The organism is Acinetobacter sp. FDAARGOS_558, from assembly GCF_003937785.1.
In the GTDB taxonomy this organism is placed as follows: Bacteria; Pseudomonadota; Gammaproteobacteria; order Pseudomonadales; family Moraxellaceae; genus Acinetobacter; species Acinetobacter baumannii.
In genome coordinates, this window is sequence record NZ_RKJH01000001.1 from 4,133,804 (window position 1) to 4,155,178 (window position 21,375).

General features: G+C 36.8%; 19 protein-coding genes. 2 read left to right on the forward strand and 17 right to left on the reverse strand.

Features of this window, described 5'->3' with window-relative positions; translation table 11 throughout:
• Nucleotides 1-178 precede the first annotated feature (178 nt).
• From trmA to putA, 3 genes are all read right to left on the reverse strand, one after another.
• Nucleotides 179-1,264 carry a tRNA (uridine(54)-C5)-methyltransferase TrmA gene (gene trmA, locus EGT34_RS19970; RefSeq protein WP_000204671.1) on the reverse strand — a complete coding sequence of 362 codons (1,086 nt, stop codon included), beginning with the start codon at nucleotides 1,262-1,264 and terminating at the stop codon, nucleotides 179-181.
• Between the two features lie 103 nt (nucleotides 1,265-1,367).
• On the reverse strand, nucleotides 1,368-1,841 hold the full coding sequence (locus EGT34_RS19975; RefSeq protein ID WP_000599967.1) for a GrpB family protein: 474 nt from the start codon (nucleotides 1,839-1,841) through the stop codon (nucleotides 1,368-1,370).
• 105 nt (nucleotides 1,842-1,946) lie between these two features.
• Nucleotides 1,947-5,699 (reverse strand): trifunctional transcriptional regulator/proline dehydrogenase/L-glutamate gamma-semialdehyde dehydrogenase, encoded by a 3,753-nt coding sequence (gene putA / locus EGT34_RS19980; RefSeq protein WP_001094960.1) that lies wholly within the window; start codon nucleotides 5,697-5,699, stop codon nucleotides 1,947-1,949.
• 124 nt (nucleotides 5,700-5,823) lie between these two features.
• Between putA and EGT34_RS19985 the strand changes: the two genes are divergently transcribed.
• A complete protein-coding gene (locus EGT34_RS19985; RefSeq protein WP_001014233.1) occupies nucleotides 5,824-6,312 on the forward strand; it encodes an Lrp/AsnC ligand binding domain-containing protein in 489 nt (162 codons plus the stop codon).
• A gap of 32 nt (nucleotides 6,313-6,344) precedes the next feature.
• Here the strand turns inward: EGT34_RS19985 and putP are convergent, their stop codons facing one another.
• From putP to EGT34_RS20055, 14 genes are all read right to left on the reverse strand, one after another.
• The gene (gene putP / locus EGT34_RS19990; RefSeq protein ID WP_000119795.1) at nucleotides 6,345-7,835 is read right to left on the reverse strand and encodes a sodium/proline symporter PutP; all 1,491 of its coding nucleotides are present in this window, start codon (nucleotides 7,833-7,835) and stop codon (nucleotides 6,345-6,347) included.
• 406 nt (nucleotides 7,836-8,241) lie between these two features.
• The gene (locus EGT34_RS19995; RefSeq protein ID WP_086241961.1) at nucleotides 8,242-8,949 is read right to left on the reverse strand and encodes an SIR2 family NAD-dependent protein deacylase; all 708 of its coding nucleotides are present in this window, start codon (nucleotides 8,947-8,949) and stop codon (nucleotides 8,242-8,244) included.
• A gap of 94 nt (nucleotides 8,950-9,043) precedes the next feature.
• The gene (gcvH, locus tag EGT34_RS20000) at nucleotides 9,044-9,418 is read right to left on the reverse strand and encodes a glycine cleavage system protein GcvH (protein ID WP_001016341.1); all 375 of its coding nucleotides are present in this window, start codon (nucleotides 9,416-9,418) and stop codon (nucleotides 9,044-9,046) included.
• 38 nt (nucleotides 9,419-9,456) lie between these two features.
• Nucleotides 9,457-10,482: an AraC family transcriptional regulator gene (locus tag EGT34_RS20005; RefSeq protein WP_000705528.1), complete on the reverse strand. Its 1,026-nt coding sequence runs from the start codon at nucleotides 10,480-10,482 to the stop codon at nucleotides 9,457-9,459.
• A 108-nt stretch (nucleotides 10,483-10,590) separates the two neighbouring features.
• Nucleotides 10,591-11,031 carry a MaoC family dehydratase gene (locus EGT34_RS20010; protein ID WP_000966086.1) on the reverse strand — a complete coding sequence of 147 codons (441 nt, stop codon included), beginning with the start codon at nucleotides 11,029-11,031 and terminating at the stop codon, nucleotides 10,591-10,593.
• A complete protein-coding gene (locus EGT34_RS20015) occupies nucleotides 11,031-12,878 on the reverse strand; it encodes an ABC transporter ATP-binding protein (protein WP_125305490.1) in 1,848 nt (615 codons plus the stop codon). Before EGT34_RS20015 ends, EGT34_RS20010 begins: the two co-directional genes overlap by 1 nt.
• A gap of 374 nt (nucleotides 12,879-13,252) precedes the next feature.
• Nucleotides 13,253-13,789 (reverse strand): DUF2058 domain-containing protein, encoded by a 537-nt coding sequence (locus EGT34_RS20020; RefSeq protein WP_024437314.1) that lies wholly within the window; start codon nucleotides 13,787-13,789, stop codon nucleotides 13,253-13,255.
• A 3-nt stretch (nucleotides 13,790-13,792) separates the two neighbouring features.
• Nucleotides 13,793-14,473 (reverse strand): YoaK family protein, encoded by a 681-nt coding sequence (locus tag EGT34_RS20025; RefSeq protein ID WP_001116532.1) that lies wholly within the window; start codon nucleotides 14,471-14,473, stop codon nucleotides 13,793-13,795.
• A 5-nt stretch (nucleotides 14,474-14,478) separates the two neighbouring features.
• The gene (gene sstT / locus EGT34_RS20030) at nucleotides 14,479-15,681 is read right to left on the reverse strand and encodes a serine/threonine transporter SstT (RefSeq protein ID WP_000889007.1); all 1,203 of its coding nucleotides are present in this window, start codon (nucleotides 15,679-15,681) and stop codon (nucleotides 14,479-14,481) included.
• A gap of 423 nt (nucleotides 15,682-16,104) precedes the next feature.
• Nucleotides 16,105-16,413, reverse strand: coding sequence for an ArsR/SmtB family transcription factor (locus EGT34_RS20035; protein WP_000651464.1), 309 nt, complete (start codon nucleotides 16,411-16,413; stop codon nucleotides 16,105-16,107).
• Between the two features lie 474 nt (nucleotides 16,414-16,887).
• Complete coding sequence (locus tag EGT34_RS20040; RefSeq protein ID WP_000037059.1) at nucleotides 16,888-17,454, reverse strand: TetR/AcrR family transcriptional regulator; 567 nt, start codon at nucleotides 17,452-17,454, stop codon at nucleotides 16,888-16,890.
• 337 nt (nucleotides 17,455-17,791) lie between these two features.
• Nucleotides 17,792-18,955, reverse strand: a complete 1,164-nt coding sequence (locus tag EGT34_RS20045) for a cupin domain-containing protein (RefSeq protein ID WP_000133515.1) — start codon at nucleotides 18,953-18,955, stop codon at nucleotides 17,792-17,794.
• A 30-nt stretch (nucleotides 18,956-18,985) separates the two neighbouring features.
• Nucleotides 18,986-19,579: a Maf family protein gene (locus EGT34_RS20050; RefSeq protein WP_000812866.1), complete on the reverse strand. Its 594-nt coding sequence runs from the start codon at nucleotides 19,577-19,579 to the stop codon at nucleotides 18,986-18,988.
• Nucleotides 19,579-19,962: a DUF2237 family protein gene (locus tag EGT34_RS20055; protein ID WP_000022187.1), complete on the reverse strand. Its 384-nt coding sequence runs from the start codon at nucleotides 19,960-19,962 to the stop codon at nucleotides 19,579-19,581. Before EGT34_RS20055 ends, EGT34_RS20050 begins: the two co-directional genes overlap by 1 nt.
• 138 nt (nucleotides 19,963-20,100) lie before the next feature.
• Between EGT34_RS20055 and EGT34_RS20060 the strand changes: the two genes are divergently transcribed.
• Nucleotides 20,101-21,288, forward strand: a complete 1,188-nt coding sequence (locus tag EGT34_RS20060; protein ID WP_001011093.1) for a phosphoglycerate kinase — start codon at nucleotides 20,101-20,103, stop codon at nucleotides 21,286-21,288.
• The last annotated feature ends 87 nt before the right edge of the window (nucleotides 21,289-21,375 follow it).

Consider the following 21,375-nt stretch of genomic DNA (forward strand, 5'->3'; position numbering starts at 1 on the left):
GTGATAAATCCACCAGTTGAACTAGAGAATTTTCGATAGTAATGGTCGAGTTAAACGAAATTATGACGAATAGATGACATGATATTTTTTTTAAATTTAAATATTTAATTAAAAGACTTTGAAAAATAAGGAGATATTTTATCTCCTTATAAAATAGGGTTACATTGAAAAATTTTGTTTAAATCTTCTCAAGTAAGACACCAGACTCTACATGATGCGTATAAGGGAACTGATCAAATAAAGCAAACTTAGTAACGCGATGAGTTTGAGTGAGCGTTTTTAAATTTTCATATAAAGTGTCGGGGTTGCATGAAATGTAGATAATACGTTCAAAGCCCTGCAATAGTTTTAAAGTTTCATCGTCAATTCCTGCGCGTGGAGGATCAACGAATACCGTACCGAAGTCGTAGCTTTGAATATCAATATCTGCTTCTTGTAGACGGCGGAATTCACGTTCACCTTGATAGGCTTGAGTGAACTCTTCAGCCGAGAGGCGAGCTACTTGAATATTATCAATCTGGTTCTGTTCGATATTCCACTGCGCCGCATAAACTGATGATTTTGCAAGTTCAGTCGCAAGTACTCTTTCAAATTTTAAAGAGAGTGGAAGCGTGAAATTACCATTACCACAATAAAGTTCTAATAGGTGTTTTTTTGATCCTTCAGCTGCATCACATGCCCATTGCAGCATTTTTTTGCAAACTTGTGCATTAGGCTGCGTAAAGCTACTTTCGATTTGTTTGTATTTAAATGAACGGTTTAAAAGTTCAAATTCTTCTACAACAAAGTCATCGCCAATAACAATTTTCTGGCCGCGGCTACGGCCCATAATTTTAATATTTAATTTTTCAGCAAGTGCTTTAGCTGCTTGTTCCCATTCCTGATTAAGCTTACGGTGATAAATCAAGGTAACTAACATTTCTCCGCTTAAAGTTGCGAGAAAGTCAACTTCAAATAAACGCTGAGAAAGTAAAGAGTTGGCCTTAAGTTCTGCTAAAAGAAGTGGCATTAAGTCATTAATGCTTTTATCTGCAATAGGAAAATCATCTATGCGTACAACGGTTTTTTGCTTGCCATCGTCATTACGTTCAAACATGGCATAAAACATATCATTTTCTGTATGCCAGATACGAAATTCAGCACGCATACGGAAATGTTGTTCAGGCGATTCAAACACTTCTAATGTAGGCGGTGTAAATTCAGAAAATTGAGTAGTAATGCGATCAATTTTAGCTTGAAGTTGTTGACGATAAGAAGAAGTCATAGACAAAGAAAATTTAGACAGAATCAAATGGTGAATGGTACCAAAAAATTGAGCTTAAAGGAGCCAATTTTAGTTAGTTATTCATAAAGAAAAAATACTTACACTAGGAGTGACTTAAAACGCGTTCAATAAAATTAGATTTTACTGTTCTATATTGGTCATGATCTAAGTGAGTGGACTCTAACTTTAATTGATTATATTCATTAACTAATGGTGGAGAAGCTATAAGCTTATCTCTAAAGGTTAAGAAAAATATGAATATTGAACCGATTACTACAACTTGAAAGGCAACATCATCGTTGTTGAGTGAATCGAGCATGCAAAGCTCATTTGTTCTTAATGTATTTTGCTTTTCTATAAAATTAAGCGTTTTTAACTGTTCTATTGCAAACTCAAATTGATCGGGTAGAACCTCAATATAAATGTCTAAATCACCTTTTGAGAATGCATTAGGTATTGCAGAGGAACCTATATGCTCAATTTGGGCAGATGGTAGCAGAGCGGAAATTTGTTTTCGGTATAAGCTAAAAAGCTGAGTGCATCTTTGTTGGTATTGTTCTGGTTCAAAAAGAATCATTATTAAAAACTCAAATTGATAAAATTTATATATTTAAGAATAGATTATTTTATTAAACAAAAAAGCCCAAATATCGTAATTTGGGCTTTTTAGAAAATTACTTAATTATTCAGACATTGTCATTAAGCTTGCATTACCGCCAGCCGCAGCTGTATTTACGCTAATTGCACGTTCAATTACCAAACGTTCAAGTGGAATCGACTCATTTGGTTCAACATGAGTAATACCAACAATTGCGCCAGAACGGCTAGCAATTTCTTGCTGTAATGAGAAGATCTCTTCGCGGTTGCCATGATGTAAAACTGCATCAAAATCATCTGTAGTGATGTTTTTAATGGTTGTAATCGCATCAAGTACATCTTTTGGCAACGTTTGTTTATGTTTTGCCAATAATGGACTATTTGGCATTACAGCAGCTTGGCTGCCAACTGCAAAGATTGCAAGTAACTGATGCAATTGATCTTGTTCTGTATCAGCAATTGAAAGAACACGATGACGCGGCAAAATAATATATTGGTTACTTTCCCCAGTAGGGCCTTGTAACTCATAAAACTTACCAACACCAAAAGGTTCAATTTCACGGTTTGCTTGTGGTAAATGTTGTTTCGCCCAGTTTTGTAAGCTTTGATAAACCTCACGGTTAAAGCCTTCAAAAATGGTTTGCTCATTTTTTACCGCAAATGGAGTTGCTAATACTTTGTTAGAACAATGCTGCATTAAGCGATACATATAAAGAGGGCCACCCGCTTTAGGGCCTGTACCAGATAAACCTTCACCACCGAATGGTTGTACGCCAACAACAGCACCAACAATATTACGGTTGATATAAAGGTTACCCACTTCAGCATGTTGAATTACGGTTTGGATGGTTTCATCAATACGGGTATGAAGACCCATAGTTAAACCATAACCTTTAGCGTTGATTCTTGAGATGAGTTGCTCAAGTTCACCATACTTATAGGTAATGATGTGTAAAACTGGACCAAAAACTTCACGTTGTAAGTCATCAAGATTAGGAAGCTCAATTGCTGTTGGCACAACAAAAGTTCCTTTATCTAATTCTGTTTGGCTTGTTGCACCAAACATCAATTGATGTACCGGATAACCCTTCGATTTCATTTTCTGGATGTGCTGGTCAATCGTCTGTTTTGCTTCGTCATCAATAACAGGACCAATGTCAGTTTTTAAAATTGCAGGGTTACCTACGATCAACTGTTGCATTGCACCTTTAAGCATTTTAATAACGGTTGCAGCACTGTCTTCTTGTACACATAAAATACGTAAAGCAGAGCAGCGTTGACCTGCGCTATCAAAAGCAGAACTTACAACATCTAATACAACTTGTTCAGTTAAAGCAGATGAGTCAACAATCATTGCATTTTGACCGCCAGTCTCTGCAATGAGTGGAATAGATTGACCATTTTCAGATAAACGTTTTGCAACGGTCTTCTGTAAAATTTTTGCAACTTCAGTCGAGCCAGTAAACATAATGCCATCGATACGGCTATCTTGGCTGAGCTGAGCACCTACTGTTTCACCGCGGCCAGGAAGTAGCTGTACAGCACCATGTGGAATACCAGCTTCCCTTAAAATCTGAACTGCTTGGGCTGCGATCAATGGAGTTTGTTCAGCTGGTTTAGCAATAACACAGTTACCACTGACTAATGCCGCAGCAATTTGACCTGAGAAAATTGCAAGAGGGAAGTTCCATGGGCTAATACAAAGTACAGTACCTAAAGGCTGAATAACTGTATTTGCAGGAAGATTTTCAACTTGGGTTGCATAGTAACGTAGGAAATCTACAGCCTCACGAACTTCTGCAATCGCATTGGCATAAGTTTTACCACTTTCACGGCAAAGTAATACCATCAACTCTTGAATACGGCTTTCCATGAGGTCAGCTGCGCGTTTTAAGTATTGAGCGCGTTGATCCTTAGGTGTATTTGACCATTCTGACTGGGTTTGTTCAGCTGCAGTAAGAGCGATTTCGACATGCTTAAGATCAGCTTCTTGTACATAACCAACAATTTCATCATTTTGTGCTGGGTTTGTAATTGCAACAGAATGACCTTGTTCTAAAGAATCAGTATTAGCCAACAACGGATGGCTTTGCCAAATACGATTACGTAATTCTTGAGCTGTGCTATCTAAAGCTGCAAGTGGGGTGTCATTTGCTAAGTCATAACCTTTAGAGTTTTTACGAAGCGTTCCGTACATATCTAAAGGTAGTGGAATTGATGGATGTTTTAAACCAACTGAACCTTCAAGCTTAGCTGCATTACGAATATCATAAATTGGAGACTGGATAAGATCTTCAACTTTAAGAGTTTTATCGGCAATACGGTTAACAAATGAAGTATTCGCGCCATTTTCAAGTAAACGACGGACTAAATAAGCTAACAATGTTTCGTGGTTACCAACCGGAGCATAAATACGGCATGGCACGCCTAATTTATTTTGCTCACGTGGACCAACAACTTGTTCATAAAGCGGCTCGCCCATACCATGTAAGCATTGGAACTCATATTGACCAGCGTAATATTTGCTTGGATCTGCTAAATGATAGATCGTTGCTAAAGTTTGAGCATTATGCGTCGCAAATTGCGGATAAATAAATTCTGGTGCTGCAAGTAATTTTTTAGCACAAGCGATATAAGACAAATCAGTATGAACTTTACGCGTGAAGACAGGGTAGTCATCCATACCTTCGATTTGTGCTTTCTTAATTTCGCTATCCCAATATGCGCCTTTTACAAGACGGATCATCAGACGCTTTTGGCTACGCTTAGCAAGGTCGATAATATAATCAACCACAAAGAAGCAGCGTTTTTGGTAAGCTTGAATTACGAAACCAATGCCTTTCCAGTTCGCAAGTTCTGGCTCAAAACAGAGACGCTCAAGTAACTCAAGAGAAATTTCTAAACGCTCTGATTCTTCTGCATCGATATTTAAACCAATATTGTACTGTTTAGCTAAACGAGCGAGCTCAAATACTTTGCCGTAGAGTTCTTTGTGAACACGTTCAATTTGCGCACGTTGGTAACGTGGATGCAAAGCAGAAAGCTTAATTGAGATACCTGGGCCATCATATACGCCTTTACCATTAGACGCTTTACCAATTGCATGAATGGCTTGTGTGTAATCATTAAAGTAGCGTTCAGCGTCATGGTCGGTTAAGGCAGCTTCACCTAACATGTCATAAGAATAGCGGAAACCTTTATCCTCAAGTACTTTTGCGTGGTCGACAGCTTCTTCGATGGTTTCACCAGTCACAAACTGTTCACCCATCATACGCATTGCAACGTCAACTGCTTTACGAATAATGCCACGGCCACTACGTGCTAAAAGGCCAGTAAGTACACTTGAAAGACTGGTTTGCTTTGGTGTTTCCATAAGCTTACCAGTTAACATGAGACCCCATGCAGCAGCATTCACAAACATTAAGCTGCTTTGGCCAACATGTTCTTTCCAGTTACCTTGATTGATTTTATCGCGAATGAGCAAATCACGTGTTGCTGTGTCTGGAATACGAAGCAAAGCTTCAGCAAGACACATCAAAGCCACGCCTTCTTGTGAAGAAAGAGAGAATTCTTGTAATAACCCTTGAACAATACCTGCTTTACCTGAAGAGGTCTTACGTTCACGTAAATTATGGGCAAGGTTAAATGCAAGGTCATAAATTTTATGATCTAAATCATCAGATACCGCAGCAGCTTGTAATAGCTCTTCTACAGCTTCAGGTTCGGCACGTCGCCAAGCTGTATTAATGCGTTGTTCAAACTCACTTTTATCGTTGAATTCGGTGATATAGCCTTGGTGAGATTTATCCATTTGATGAAAAGTATCCATTGTGTTCATATCTATTTCCGCCAACCAGCTCTCGTAAACTCATCTTGAGTAGAGAGGTTTAGATAATTTATCATTACAGAAGAAACACCGAATAACTCACTATATTTTGCCCATTTTTTAGAGGAAAATTCAGATGAATGGCCCATTATTAAGCCTTGATCGCACCGATTTAAAAATTTTGGATATTCTTCAAACAGATGGGCGTATTTCCAACAGCAAATTAGCTGAACTCGTCAATTTGTCTCCAACAGCAGTTATGGCACGAGTGCAGAAGCTCACCAAAGATGAATTCATCTTAGGTTATGAAGCTAAATTAAATCCGGTTAAGTTAAATGCAAATTTTTTGGTTTTTGTCGAAGTCTTACTTGATAAAACCACACCCAATGTTTTAGATGAGTTTATTGATGCAGTCGTGCACTATCCAGAAATCGTTGAATGCCATATGGTCAGTGGGGGATTTGATTTTTTAATTAAATTACGCAGTGGAAGTATGGAGGAGTTTCGACGTATCGCAGGGCAAGTGCTATGGCAATTACCCGGTGTAAAAGAGACTCGTAGTTATCCCGTGATGCAAGTTGTGAAAGATAGTTCAAAAATTAAAATCAAAACTAAAAATAAATAAGGGGCCGAAGCCCCTTTATTTATTTCAATGAGTTATGTACTTTCTTTATAGAGTTTATCTGCTTGCTCAAAGCGACCAGTCACATCAGAGTTTGGCGCTTTGCTGATCAAGCTTACTACGATGATGCTGATAAATGCACAGATAAAGCCTGGAATAATTTCGTAAACACCAGTGCTTGCGAAAAGGTTTTTCCAACCGATTACAACAACAGCACCTACGATCATACCTGCTAAAGCACCTTCTAAAGTCATACGTTTCCAGAACAATGACAAGATGATGAGTGGTCCAAATGCAGCACCAAAACCAGCCCAAGCATAAGCAACAAGGCCAAGAACTTTACTGTCAGGGTTACCCGCAAGCACAATTGCTAGAACGGCAATTGCAAGAACCATGATACGCCCAACCCATACAAGCTCTTTTTGAGATGCATTTTTACGAATGAAGCCTTTGTACAAATCTTCAGTTAGTGCACTTGAACATACCAAAAGCTGACAGCTTAATGTACTCATAACCGCAGCTAAAATAGCAGCTAGAATGATACCGACAATCCATGGATTGAATAAAATTTTGGTCAATTCCATAAATACAGTTTCAGGGTTTTTGCTTACCACACCTGCAAGTTCAGGGTGTTGCTGGAAGTAAGCAATACCAAAGAAACCGGCACCGACAGCACCGACTAGACATAAAATCATCCAGGTCATACCAATACGGCGAGCAGCAGGAATTGATTTTACAGAGTCAGCAGCCATGAAACGTACAAGGATATGCGGTTGACCAAAATAGCCTAAACCCCAAGCCATGGAAGATAAAACGGCCACCACACTTAAATCAGAAATGATGTTAAATGCATGTGGACGAGCAGTTTCAATAAGCGTCACAAACTGAGTTGTGTCACCAATTGCGAGGTAAGTCACGATTGGGGTGAGCAAGAGGGCAAAAATCATTAAGCCTGCTTGGAAAGTATCAGTCCAGCTAATTGCTAAGAAACCACCAATACAAACATAACTGATTGTTGCAATAGCACTTAACCAGATGGCGGTGGTATATGACATACCGAACAAATTTTCAAATAAACGGGCACCAGCTACCATGCCTGAAGCACAGTAAATAGCGAAGAAAACCAAAATAATAACGGCAGAGAAAATACGAAGTATCTTTTTCTGGTCATCAAATCGACTTGTAAAATAGTCTGGCAGAGTAAGTGCATTATTTTGGATTTCAGTATGAACGCGTAATCGACCAGCAACCAGTAACCAGTTAAGCCAAGCACCGATAATTAGACCAATTGCAATCCACGCTTCAGATAAACCAGAAAGATAAATCGCTCCTGGTAAGCCCATGAGTAACCAACCACTCATGTCCGATGCGCCTGCGGATAATGCAGTAACGAAACTGCCTAAACTACGACCACCAAGAATATAATCAGAGAAGTCGCTTGTAGCACGGTAGGCAAATAAGCCGATAAGTACCATTGCTACGATGTACACCATAAACATGATGAGGGTGGGATCAAAATAACTCATAATGGATGTGTGTCCTTATATCCATAATCCGTGATTGTAACCTAATCCAGGTCGCTGTTTTCTTGTACGGCATTTCAAGAGGTTGAGATTCAACCATAAAAGAATTTTTTTGCTCTGTTATCTTTGTGATGTATTTTGTGTATCTTTGTGTAAACAAGTGTAAATTTGATTACATATTATATTTAGTTTAATGAAATCAATTAATTATGAATTTAAAATAATATCAAAACTTATTAAAAAACTAATAATTTAAAAAAACTAAGAGTTAAATTCAGTTTTTTAGTTACAAAAATAATAATGACAGGATGTCTTTTAAGAAAAGTTATTATTTAGATGAATAATTTCTCATCAATTTCACGTGAAAAAATGGTTTCAATAAGAAAAAAGAATATCAAAAGAGGAAATATTAACTCGTCAATTGATGAAATAACTCGTGCATACCTTCTGTAGCCGTCATAGTTAATAATTTATATTGAGGTGGAACACGAGAATGATCTGCTTGGGGATCTATATAATACGCTTTGGAATAATGAGGAATCTCATGGACCAAGGCGGCAACAGGATATACGCTTAATGTTGACCCGATTACAATAAAAATATCAGCACTTTGTACTAAACGAATTGCTTCTTCATAAGCAGGTACAGCTTCACCAAACCAAACGACATGAGGGCGAAGCGGGTAACCATTTGGACAAAAGTCCTGTTCTAAATCGAGCTTCCAACCATTAACTTCATAAAATTGAGTTGTATATTGTGCATCTGGCCCAGAACTTTTCGCTAGTCGAATATTGCCATGTAGATGTAAGACATTTTGGCTTCCAGCACGCTCATGTAAATCATCAATATTTTGTGTAATGACTTGTACATCATAATAGTCTTGTAGTTTAGCAATATATTGATGAGCTTCGTTCGGCTGGGCTTCTAAAATATTTTTACGACGTTCGTTGTAAAAGCGTTGAACTAAAGCTGGATTTCTTTCCCACGCTTCGGGAGTGGCAACTTGTTGTATATCATAATTTTCCCAGAGACCATTACTATCGCGGAAAGTACTAATTCCACTTTCTGCACTCATACCGGCGCCGGAAAATACCACAAGTTTTGTCATATGAATGATCCATTATGAATTTGGTTTTTAAATCTGATCTATACATATATAAAAAAACCAGTTAAATCTAAACTGGTTTTTTTTATTAAAAACTATATCTATATTATAGACCAGCTTCATACTCTGCATTTGTTAAAAGTTTTTCAACATCTGCAATATTGTCTGGTTTGATTTTATAAATCCAGCCTTTGCCATATGGATCTTCATTTACAAAATCCGGATCATCTTCAAGATCAGTATTAACTTCTACTACTGTACCAGAGACAGGGGCATGAATATCAGAAGCAGTTTTAACTGATTCAACAACTCCGGCTTGTTCGCCAGCTGTTACTTTGCTGCCAACTTCAGGAGTCTCAACATAGACCAAGTCTCCAAGTTCATCTTGTGCATGGTCGGTAATTCCTGTAATAACAAGATCACCTTCAATTTTTACCCACTCATGTGTACGCGCATACTTCAATTCTGAAGGGTGGTTCATGACAACTCCTTAAGCTTGTGTCCAATATTTTAATAACATTATAAATAGGGGTCTTTGCGCCAGTTACTCGGACTACGGCCACTCCAGCGTTTGAATGCACGGCTGAAATTTGCGACATCGGAGTAACCAAGTTCATCTGCAATTTGTTCAAGGCTATAATCTGTACGTGAAAGTAAAGAAGTCGCATGACGATATCGAACTTCATCTACTAATGTTGAAAATGAAGTCCCTTCAGCTGCCAACTGTCGTTTTAAGGTGCGATCTGACATATGTAGGTATTCTGCTACATTTTCTATGCTTAAGTAATGTTGTTCAGAATTACTTAAAATATCACGTACGCGCATTGCCAAACGGCGGCGTTCGCCTAAAGCAGATAGTTCAGCTTCACATTGGTTAATGGCAATTTGACTAGCGATTGGGTCTGAATTAATTAATTTAAGTCCTAAATATTTTTTATCAAAACTAGAAATTAAATGAGGTTGATTAAATCGAATAGTACTGCTGAGTTTGTTCTTATATTTATCAAAACCTGCTGGTTCTGGAAAATCTAGGTCAACATCGCCTGCTAAATCTTCGATACCTGTCATTGCTTTTGCCATTGTCATGATGCCAATGGTTAAGCCTAAAACAATTTCGGTACGAAGTGGTTCTAACTCAATATCACATTGCAATTGTAATGTGGCTTTTGGTCCGAAAGTAGAAAAATATAATTGTAAAAAAGGTAAGCGTAATTGGATAAAACGGGCAGCGAGAGCAATCGCTTCTGTAATATCTTTTGCTGTCATTATCGCGTAGCCAATAAATCCGTGAATGGAAATACGCATTTGAGTGCCAATATGGTAACCCAGTGTACTTTCACCGGTAAGATTTAAGGCATGTTTGACCAGCTCATTTGCTACGGGTGTTGAAATACGATATTCAGGATCGGCCAATTGCTCACTAGTAAGATGAAAAGGAGCAAATAATGTTTCATCGTTGTATCCCCAACGTGAAACTACATCTAATAGCAATAAGCCATAGACTCCTGGAATACCTTGATCTTGACGAGCTGAGGTAATTTTCATATGCGTTCCGTTGCTCTCATCAATTTTCTACGTGCATTTCTTACACATCTTGTCATGAAATATAATTTGGGTTTATAAAAACTGTTAGACAATCATATCAACGATTCATTAAACATTCTTTTTAAAGACAACGATTTTTGTCGTTGAAATAAGTAAAACATCCCCATGCTGATTTAAGGCTTGCGTAACGTAGCTTACAATACCACGATCCAATTTTGTTTTGGATGGCGTAATGGCGGAAATTTCAGCTTCAACATGAATACGGTCACCAGGCCGAGTAGGGCGTGGCCAACGTAGACTAGATTCTGAGCCTACTAGTCCACCATGAATCGGCATGCATTCAGTCCATAAGCGCATAGTAATTGCCGAGGTATGCCACCCACTAGCGGCAATACCTTTAAAGATTGGATCTTCTTTGGCTAACTCTTCATCTGTATGGAAAGGTTGAGGGTCATAGTGGCTTGCAAATTGTTTAATTTCATCAAGTGTAATTTCATACTCACGACTGATAAAACGATCACCAATTTTTAAATCTTCTAAATAAAGCATTAATCTTGACCCTGTACTACTTTTTGCTCAATAAGAAAACCGCCCGTTTGACGTTTCCATAATTGTGCATATATACCATTTTTAGCAATTAATTCTTCATGAGTACCTTGCTCTGCAATTTTACCTTCATCAAGAACAATTAAACGGTCCATTTGAGCAATGGTAGACAAACGGTGAGCAATTGCAATAACTGTTTTATCTACCATTAGGTCATTTAAACTAGACTGAATAGCTGCTTCAACTTCTGAGTCTAAAGCGCTAGTTGCTTCATCTAAGATTAAAATTGGTGCATCTTTTAAGAAAACACGCGCAATAGCGATACGTTGTCTTTGACCACCTGACAGTTTGACACCACGTTCACCCACTTGTGCTTCATAACCTGAACGCCCTTTTAAGTCGACAAGTTGAGGAATAAATTCAGCTGCTTTTGCCTTATGCACGGCACTTTGCATATCTTGATCAGTTGCATCTGGACGGCCATATTTAATATTTTCGGCAACTGAGCGATGTAGTAGAGAAGTGTCTTGAGTAACTAAAGCAATATTTGCTCTCAAACTATCTTGTGTAACATCTTCAATATTCTGCCCATCAATTAAAATTGCACCTTCTTTAAGATGGTAAAAGTGTAGAAGTAATTGGATGAGGGTAGATTTACCCGCACCTGAACGGCCAACGATACCAATCTTTTCACCTGCTTTAATGTGTAGATTAAAGTGATCGATGACATTTTTATTGTTATAAGCAAAGGTCACATCTTTAAATACAATCTCACCTTGTGTGACTGCAAGTGGTTTTGCATCTGGCTTGTCTTGAATATTGATTTTTTTACCAAGTGTTTGCATGCCATCTTGAATGGTACCAACATTTTCAAATAATGCTGACATATGCCACATCATAAACTCAGCCATGCTATTAAGTTTTAAAATCATGGCAGTAGTGGCTGCAATTACGCCTAACGCTGCTAAACCTTGAGTCCATAACCAAACTGCGGTACCAATTACCCCAACAAATAAAACAGCAGACAGTAAATTAATGCTAACTTCAAAAAGAGTACCTAGACGCATTTGCGCATAGACTGTGGTCATAAACTCTTTCATTGACGCTTTTGCATATTGGCTTTCACGCCCGGCATGCGCAAAGAGTTTTACAGTTTGAATATTAGTATAGGCATCAGTTACACGGCCAGTCATTACAGCACGTGCATCGGCTTGTTGTTGTGATACTTTGCTTAAACGTGGAATAAAGAACCATGCGCTTAATAAAAATAACCCTAACCAAACCATAAGTGGAATAAGTAATGTGGGTGAGATTGCACCAAGAACAATACTTACGGTAATAAAGTAAATGCTGACGTAAGCCAACATGTCGCCTAAAATAATCCAGAATTCACGGACTGCTAAAGCTGTTTGCATGACCTTTGCAGAAAGTCGACCAGCAAAATCATTATGGAAAAAGTCTAGGCTTTGTTTTAATAAAAGGTTATGGAAGCGCCAACGTAAGCGCATTGGAAAAGTACTATATAAAATTTGATGTTTTATAATAGATTGAATATTAACAAATAAAATGTTAGCAAATAACACGCTAATGAGAATAAGGATGTTTGACGCATGTTGGCTTAAGAAACTTTCAGGCTGACTATTACTAAGCCAATCTACAAGTTGCCCAATTTTTGGAAAGAGTAGGGCTTCAAAGCTAGCTGCACCAGCTGTACATATAATAAGTAGCAATAAATATGGACGCACACCTTCAGTAGCTTGCCAAACAAATGGGAAAAAGCGTGTTGGTAAGGGCTCATCCAAACCTTTGGTTGGATAAGGATCTACAAGTTTTTCAAACCACTTCAGCATGAATGACTACCTTTATACATCAGCTACTTTAGTAAAATTTCGCAATTTAATTTGCAATAAAGTCAGTTAGATCAAACTTAATTAAGGTATTGATCTGTTGGGTGTGTGGATACACGTCAAAGTTTATGTTGTATATCTTTGGCTAAAACTGACATGATTTAGTCAAGACATAAATTTGGAATCGGGAAGAAGCCTAAAAGGCATCGTAAAGACAAAAAATGTTTTATTCATTATATCGATAATAATAGATGAAGTGGTGAATGAATTTGGCTTGAATGTAATTTTTATAAATTTTTTTAATAAATGATAAAATATTAATATTTATTTTAAGCAGTATGAGCCTTTATCCGAATGTTGATAAAGGCTCATAACAGTTACCACATTAAGTCATCCGGAATTACATATACTGCATATGGATCTTCTTCATCAGTAGTTTGTTCATTTTTCTCAGCATTATTGATCAAAATAAATCCTTTCATTTTTTGATCAATTTTTTCAGCTAAGGCTTTAGGAAGGTAAGCATATTGATCTTGATCTTTAGCAATCACTAAACTGCCTGTAACAAGTGCATTATAAACTTGCTGAGATAGGTAAACCTTTTTAATCTTATTCTCGTCAATAAATTGATAAGCCACATCTCCGGCAAAATCTACAATTTTGTGTTGCTTGATCATTTGAATGATTGAAGCCTTTAATGCTTTTTCTTCGAGTTGCTGCTGCTTTTCTAGATTCAAAGCTTGATCTTTTGCTTGTTTCTCTTTTTGAGCTTTTTCAATATTAGCTTTAATTTCTGCTTCATTGCTTTGACCAGTACGCTGCTCATGCTGAGCTTGTTTGGTAAGTTTTTTCGCTTTTTTATTGTCAACTAAACCAGCTTTGAGTAACTGAGCTTGTAAGGCATTTTTAACCATGACTTAATCCGAATTTGAAGAGGAAGAACTATGAAAGTAAACTGCCCAATACGAAATACTGAGAGTTAAGCTTAAAATTGCTGGAAGCAAAAATGATTGCAATTTTAAATAAGGGTGAACTAAAGCAGCAATTATACCGCCAGATAGAAAACCTATAAAAATAAGTAGATGCAAAATAATGCGGCGATTCTCTACTTTTAAACCTCGTGCTATATAACCAAGTGCAAGCCCAAGATCTGTTAAGACACCCGATAAGTGAGTAGTCCTAATAATGGTTCCTTTATAGTGACTTACCATTGCATTTTGTAGCCCCATGGCGACACAAGCCCATAATAGTCCATATTTTGGAAAATAAGGCAGCAGTAACCAACAGAGAAAAATAAATAGTGAAACTAGACTTAAAGGAAGGCCATACCGGCGGCCTAATTTGAAATGGCTATTGCCTAGAATAAAACCACTGTAAAATGATCCACATACATAACATAATATAACTAGTACTAAATATATGATGTGTTCAAACTGCCAGTTTACCAAACTCATGGCTAGCATACTGACATTACCAGTCATATGCGACACCGATTGATGTAAAAGGGTGATAAGCCCTAATACATTAATCATTCCGGCATTTATTGCCAGTAAGAAGGCGCCAAGTTGGAACCAGTTTGGTAAACTTTGAAATGGCATGTTCTCTATGAGTTTTGTCTTGAGCGAATATCAACTGCGGCTGTAAATAAAACATCGGTAGATGAGTTAAGCGCCGTTTCTGTTGAATCTTGTAATACACTAATAATCATACCCACTGCAACAACTTGCATTGCAATTTCTGATGAAATACCAAATAAGCTACATGCGACTGGAATTAGAAGTAGGGAACCACCTGCAACACCAGATGCACCACATGCTGATATTGTAGCTACAACAGATAAAATAATCATTGTTGCCAAATCAACATGAATTCCTAACGTATGCACAGTTGCTAAAGTAAGTACAGTAATCGTAACTGCTGCACCAGCCATGTTAACAGTAGCACCTAAAGGAATTGAAACGCTCGCAGTTGAAGGATTTACGCCTAAACGTTCAGCTAAATCAAGGTTTACAGGAATATTAGCTGCTGAGCTGCGTGTAAAGAACGCTGTGATACCACTTTCTTTTAAGCATTTAAATACTAATGGGTAGGGATTACCGCGAATTGTTAAACCTACCAGAATTGGGTTAATCACTAGAGCAACAAACAGCATTGTTCCTAATAGAACAGCAAGTAATTGTGCATAACTTTCAAGTGTTGCTAGTCCAGCATCTGCAAAAGTTACTGCAACTAGACCGAAAATACCAACAGGTGCAAACGCAATGACTTTATGAATAATAGCGCTTACAGCATGTGAAACATCCTGCATTACTTGTTTGGTCGTATCCGAGCTATGGCGCATTGCTAAGCCGAGACCAATTGCCCACGCAAGAATACCAATAAAGTTCGCTTCACTGATTGCTTGAACAGGGTTTGCAATAAAACTTAAAAGCAGATTTTTTAATATATCAGCGAGACTACCAGGCGCTTGCAAATTATTATGAGAAACAGTGTTGAGATAAAGGGTGCTAGGAAAAGATAAGCTAGCGATCACAGCACTAAAAGCAGCTAATAACATACCTACTACATAGAGTAGTAATACTGGGCGTAAATTTGCACTATGACCGACTTGGAAGTTGGCAATAGATGAGAGAACCAGTACAAAGACTAAAATAGGAGCAACCGATTTTAATGCTTTAATAAATAGTTCACCAAACAAGCTTAAGTACGGCGTAACGGTTGGAAATAATAGTGCGACGCCTATCCCTAAAATAATGGCGATAATAATTTTAGTGACTAAGCTTAATCGAGAAAAGAATTCAAGCATATAAAGGCCTTATTAACCTATTCATGGCTAAAGGTTGAACAAGCTGAGTATTTTATACGTAAGTGATGTGAATCTTAAGCTTTTTTATATCAAGTCATCAGTTTTATAAGATTTGGTAATATTAAGTATTTGTTTTTAAATAAAGAAAATTGATTGGTTAAAGTTTGGTATCTGATATTTTGCTTATATTACAGCCAGTAACGCTTAAGTTCTTATTATTTGCTATAAAAATTAGTGAAGAGGGAGAAAAGATATAAAAAGAAATAGGAGAGGTTATTTTTGTTTTTTTAATAGATTGGAATGCTAGAAAAACTACGCGAATTTTCAATCCTCTTTGCTCGGATAATTACCAGCTACCAAGTTGAAAAATCGCATATTTCAGGAATACATTAATATTATTATAATTTTATAAGTTTAGAGCAGTTATTCTATGCAGTATAACTGGTAAAGCATATTTAAAATTGAATGCATCTTATCATCCTTGATCGAATAGAAGATTTGCTTGCCATCACGACGTGTTGAAACGACATCACTTTTACGTAGCATCATCAATTGTTGTGAAAGGGTGGGTTGGGTGATTTGTGTTTTCTCTTCAATTTGAGAGACATTTAACTCCTCATGGGCTAAGTGACATAAAATTAATAAACGGTCAGTGTTAGCTAAAGATTTTAATGTTCCTACGACTGAATCCGCCGCATTTTTCATTTCTTCAATTTGGAGTCCATCTTTCATACTTTATACCTATATCAATATGGCCGGCATAGTATAGATTGATCTTAAGAAAATGAATGTAGCAAAACTAATCAATCCAATTGTTTTTGTTGAAAAGGTTTATAAGTGTAATTGATAAATATATAACATTATTAAGGTAAAACAAGAATTTGTATTTATTTTGTGTCAAAAGTGTTGCTTTGTGTGAGAAGCGTAATTGTTAAGTATAAATGAAACAAAGTCAAAGAAAATAAATTCTATTTTTCTCTCTATCAATAGTTAAATCTGATTTATATATAAAAGGGCAAGAAAAAAAGATTGTGTTTTTATTTTCTAAAGTTATAATCGACCATGTACAGACAGGTCTGTATATTCTAGTTTGGGATGATAATTTAAAAAAATGTCAAACTCTAAGCTAGAATGACTTTCAGACGCAGCGTGATGAATAAGAAGAAGATTCAACAAGATAAGAAGAATAATATCACGCTTTATTTTTTAATGTGCAATTTTTTCAAATTCAATGAGTTTCTCTACACGCTTCCAATAGTCATCAATTTTTACTGAACCATGCTCAACTTGAGCTTGAATGGTCATACCCTCTAAAATATTGACTAAAAGCAATGCCAAAGGTCGAGACTCTTCAATTTCATATTGAATAAGAAGATCTTGCATTAATTGTGTTAACCAGATTTTGTATAAAGTTGCTGGTTGATGTGTTGACGGGTATTGTTTTAATACTTCTTCTAAGGCTTTTTGGAACATGCAACCATTAAAGTCTTCACTATTAAACCAATCTGAATACCATAAAAAGATGGCTTTAATACGAGCTAGTGGGTTGGTTTCGTCTTCTTTAGAGATTGCCGCAGTAAGAGAATTTTGTAAAAGTGAGTTTCTTAATAATAAACACTCTTCAATAAGTTTCTCTTTTGAAGGAAAGTATTTATAAAATGTCATTTTCGCTACACCAGATTCACTGATGATACGATCTACCCCTATAGAATTATAACTATATGAATTAAAAAGTCTTAAAGCAGTGGTAATAATGTCATCTTTTTTTGACATATTTTAGTAGCCTCACACAAATATTTTGCTATTAGCCTAAAGGTCGAGTGTACAAATAAAAAGCACGAACGCGAAATTTTACATTGTATTGAGTGTTATTGATAGAAAAAAATAGGTTTTTTAAAAATAATAAAAGAACAAAACTCAATGCTAAGCATTAATTTTTTTATAATTGAATAGCTATGTTTAGTAGTTAATTTTTTGATTAGGTATGGTGGTTTTTACTATAAGTGGGCCTTTATAACTTTGATTTAAAGATTGGTATATTTAAACATGTATTTATAAAAGAAAAAAGGAGAAATTTTATAATTTCTCCTTTTTATATATTTAGTTAGTATTACTCTGCAGGAGGTAACAACATAAGAATTGAATTATTCAATAATTGAACAATGTTTTCTAAAATATCTGTATTGTTAAGCTCACTATTGAAAGGAATGCTTTTCCCATCGGCAATCGATTTGAGTTGGGTGGCAAAAGATTCCACAATCGGTAATTCTTCTCCATTACCCCAAAACTTTAAAATGCCATTTTGTTCTGTATAAAGTAGACGCGAAGCAGGTTCGAGTAGCAGCTCATACCCTTCTGACAAAATAGCATTTAGGTCTTCAACCTCTATTTCATCTGGTTCTGGAATATTGTCTGGATATTTAGGCTCGCTCATGTAAGACATGAGGGCAGCATCAAGTACTGTTGAATTTTTCAATTGAGCTAGCACTAAATCTCTTAAATAAGCCAACTCTTCCGTGTTTATTTCCCCAATTTGAGGAGGATTCTTACGGGTAATATCGACAACAGGATTTTGAAGTAATTCATCAGTAGCAAATTGATCGCTAATTCTATCGATCATGCCTGAAATATTAGGCATACGGAAACCAAAGGAGAAAGTTAAACAATCATCTTCGGCAACGCCATAATGTGATAATCCAGGTGGAACATATAATAAGTCGCCAGGAGCTAATACTTCATCAAAATGAACATCTATTTCTGGTAGCAACTTTAAAGGTTGATTAGGTACAAATTCAGTGCTTGCATCACACATTTGGCCGAGTTGCCAGCGACGATGACCATATCCTTGAACAAGAAAAACATCATAAAAGTCAAAATGTTTTCCTACTGAACCACCTTTTGGGGCATAAGAGACCATAATGTCATCACGGCGCCATTGCGGAATAAAAGGAAATTTCTTCCACAATTCAGCTATATCAAATGAATAATGGTCTACTGCTTGAACCAAAAGTGTCCATAACTTTGGTAGTTTTTGAAAATCACCTTTAGTTAAGGGAGACGATTTTACATGCCATTCATTTGGATTTTTATCTTTTTGACGGATAAGACGAGCAGTTACATGGTCTTCTAAAGCGAGTTCTTTTACATCATTCGGCTCTAACATACCCACAATTTCAGGCATAGCATTACGTACAAGTAATGGTTTTTTCTGCCAATACTCTGTTAAAAACTGTTCAGCAGTAATACCGCCTAAAACGGTTAAAGCTTCTGTCATGGAAATAACCTATAAATAAGCTAATAAATATTAAGGAATTTGGAGATTGAGTTGTCTTAGAATCTGACAAAGCTGAATCATGGGTAAACCCATCAGCGTGGTTTGGTCTTGGCCTATCATTTTTTCAAATAAACTAATGCCGAGACTTTCACACTTAAAACTTCCTGCGCATTGTAAGGGCAGATCTAAGTCGACGTATCTTTCGATTTCAGGCGCGCTTAAATTGCGAAATTTAACTTGATAATGCTCAACAAGCGTATGTTCAAAACTTTTTTCAAGGCACTGCACACTTAAAGCAGTACTAAAAAAGACTGTTCGGCCAGAGTTTGCTGCTAATTGAGCTTTGGCATTTTCAATTGTTAAGGGTTTGCCAATAAAATCATGAGGAGCATGCTCTCGCCATGCAACCTGATCTGATCCAATTACAATTGCTTCACGATTTTTTTGTGCAATTACTTGTGCTTTAGTAAATGCCAGTCTTTTTGCTAAATCATCGGCATGCATTTCACCACAAGGACTCTCGTCAATATCTGGACTAATGCAGATATATTCGATTCCTAAACGATTCATTAAATCTTTACGTGTCTGACTGCTTGATGCCAAAATAATTTTGGGTTGTTTCATTACACTGCAAATTCCATTAATACATCTAATGGAACATAGCTCAATACAGCTTGATGACAAGCATGAAGTTTAACAGGAGGTGCTTGACCAGCTTGATAAGCTTCTACCCAACGAGTTACACAAATGCACCAGAAGTCTCCCGGTTGTAGGCCAGGGAAGCCTGCTTCAGGTAGAGGAGTGATCAGATCGTTTCCGACTTTTTGTGAAAAATTTAAAAACTCAGAAGTCATTTGGGCGCACACCGTATGTTGACCAAGATCTGTTACGGCTGTATGGCAAAAACCATTCCGGAAGTAGCCAGTAATAGGGTCAAAACAACAGCTTGCTAAGGGTTCACCTAAAACATTTAAACGATTAATTTGTGGATCTGGATGAATAGACATAATGGATGAAATATTAGATGACTACCTCTATCATAATCAAAACTTTGGCTTTCTACAGCTTTTATGCAAAAAAACTAACCTTTTTTGATGTAATCATTTAAAATTGGCGCGTTTTTAAAATCATAAAGAGAGCTTTACATGAATTTTCAGCGCATGACTGACCTTAATTTAGCAGGTAAACGTGTCCTTATTCGTGAAGATTTAAACGTTCCTGTTAAAAATGGTGTGATTACCAGCGATGCTCGTTTACGTGCCGCACTTCCAACAATAAAAGCTGCTTTAGAAAAAGGCGCTGCTGTAATGGTATTTTCACATTTAGGTCGTCCTGTGGAAGGTGAGCCAAAGCCTGAACAATCACTTGCACCAGTGGCTGCATATTTAACTGAAGCATTAGGTCAAGAAGTTAAATTATTTACTGATTATTTAGATGGTGTTGAAGTTGAAGCAGGACAAGTTGTTTTGCTTGAAAATGTTCGTTTTAATCCGGGTGAAAAGAAAAATAATCCTGAGCTTGCACAAAAATATGCAGCTCTATGTGATGTGTTTGTAATGGATGCTTTTGGTACTGCTCACCGTGCAGAAGCTTCTACAGAAGGTGTAGCGCGTTTTGCACCTGTTGCAGCGGCAGGCCCATTATTGGCTGCTGAATTAGATGCACTTGGCCGTGCAATGCAAACACCTGAAAAACCAATGGTGGCAATTGTCGCTGGTTCTAAAGTTTCAACAAAACTTGATGTATTAAATTCATTATCTGGTATTTGTGACCAACTGATTGTGGGCGGTGGTATTGCAAATACTTTCTTGGCGGCTGCTGGTTACAATGTTGGTAAATCTTTATATGAAGCTGACTTGGTTGAAACTGCAAAACAAATTGCTGCTAAAGTAAGTGTTCCACTTCCTACAGATGTAGTTGTAGCTGATGCTTCACAAATTAACTTCGAAGATTTCTTAGGTTCTTTGGCAGCAGCGCAAGCAGTAATTAAGAAAGTTGAAGATGTAACAGCAAATGATATGATTTTGGATGTTGGCCCTGAAACAGCTAAAGCATTTGCAAATATTTTAACAACTTCAAAAACGATTCTTTGGAATGGTCCTGTTGGTGTATTTGAAGTTGATCAATTTGGTGAAGGTACTAAAGCACTTTCTCTTGCAGTTGCACAATCTGATGCATTCTCAATTGCTGGTGGTGGTGATACTTTAGCTGCGATCGATAAATATAATGTAGCTGATCAAATTGGTTATATTTCAACAGGTGGTGGTGCATTCCTTGAATTTGTTGAAGGAAAAACATTGCCAGCAGTTGCCGTTTTACTTGAACGTGCTTAAAAACTGTTATATTGAAATAAGAAGGGATTGAGTTATCAATCCCTTTTTCATTGATAAGTCATTAAATTGTCATATTCCTGAAATAAT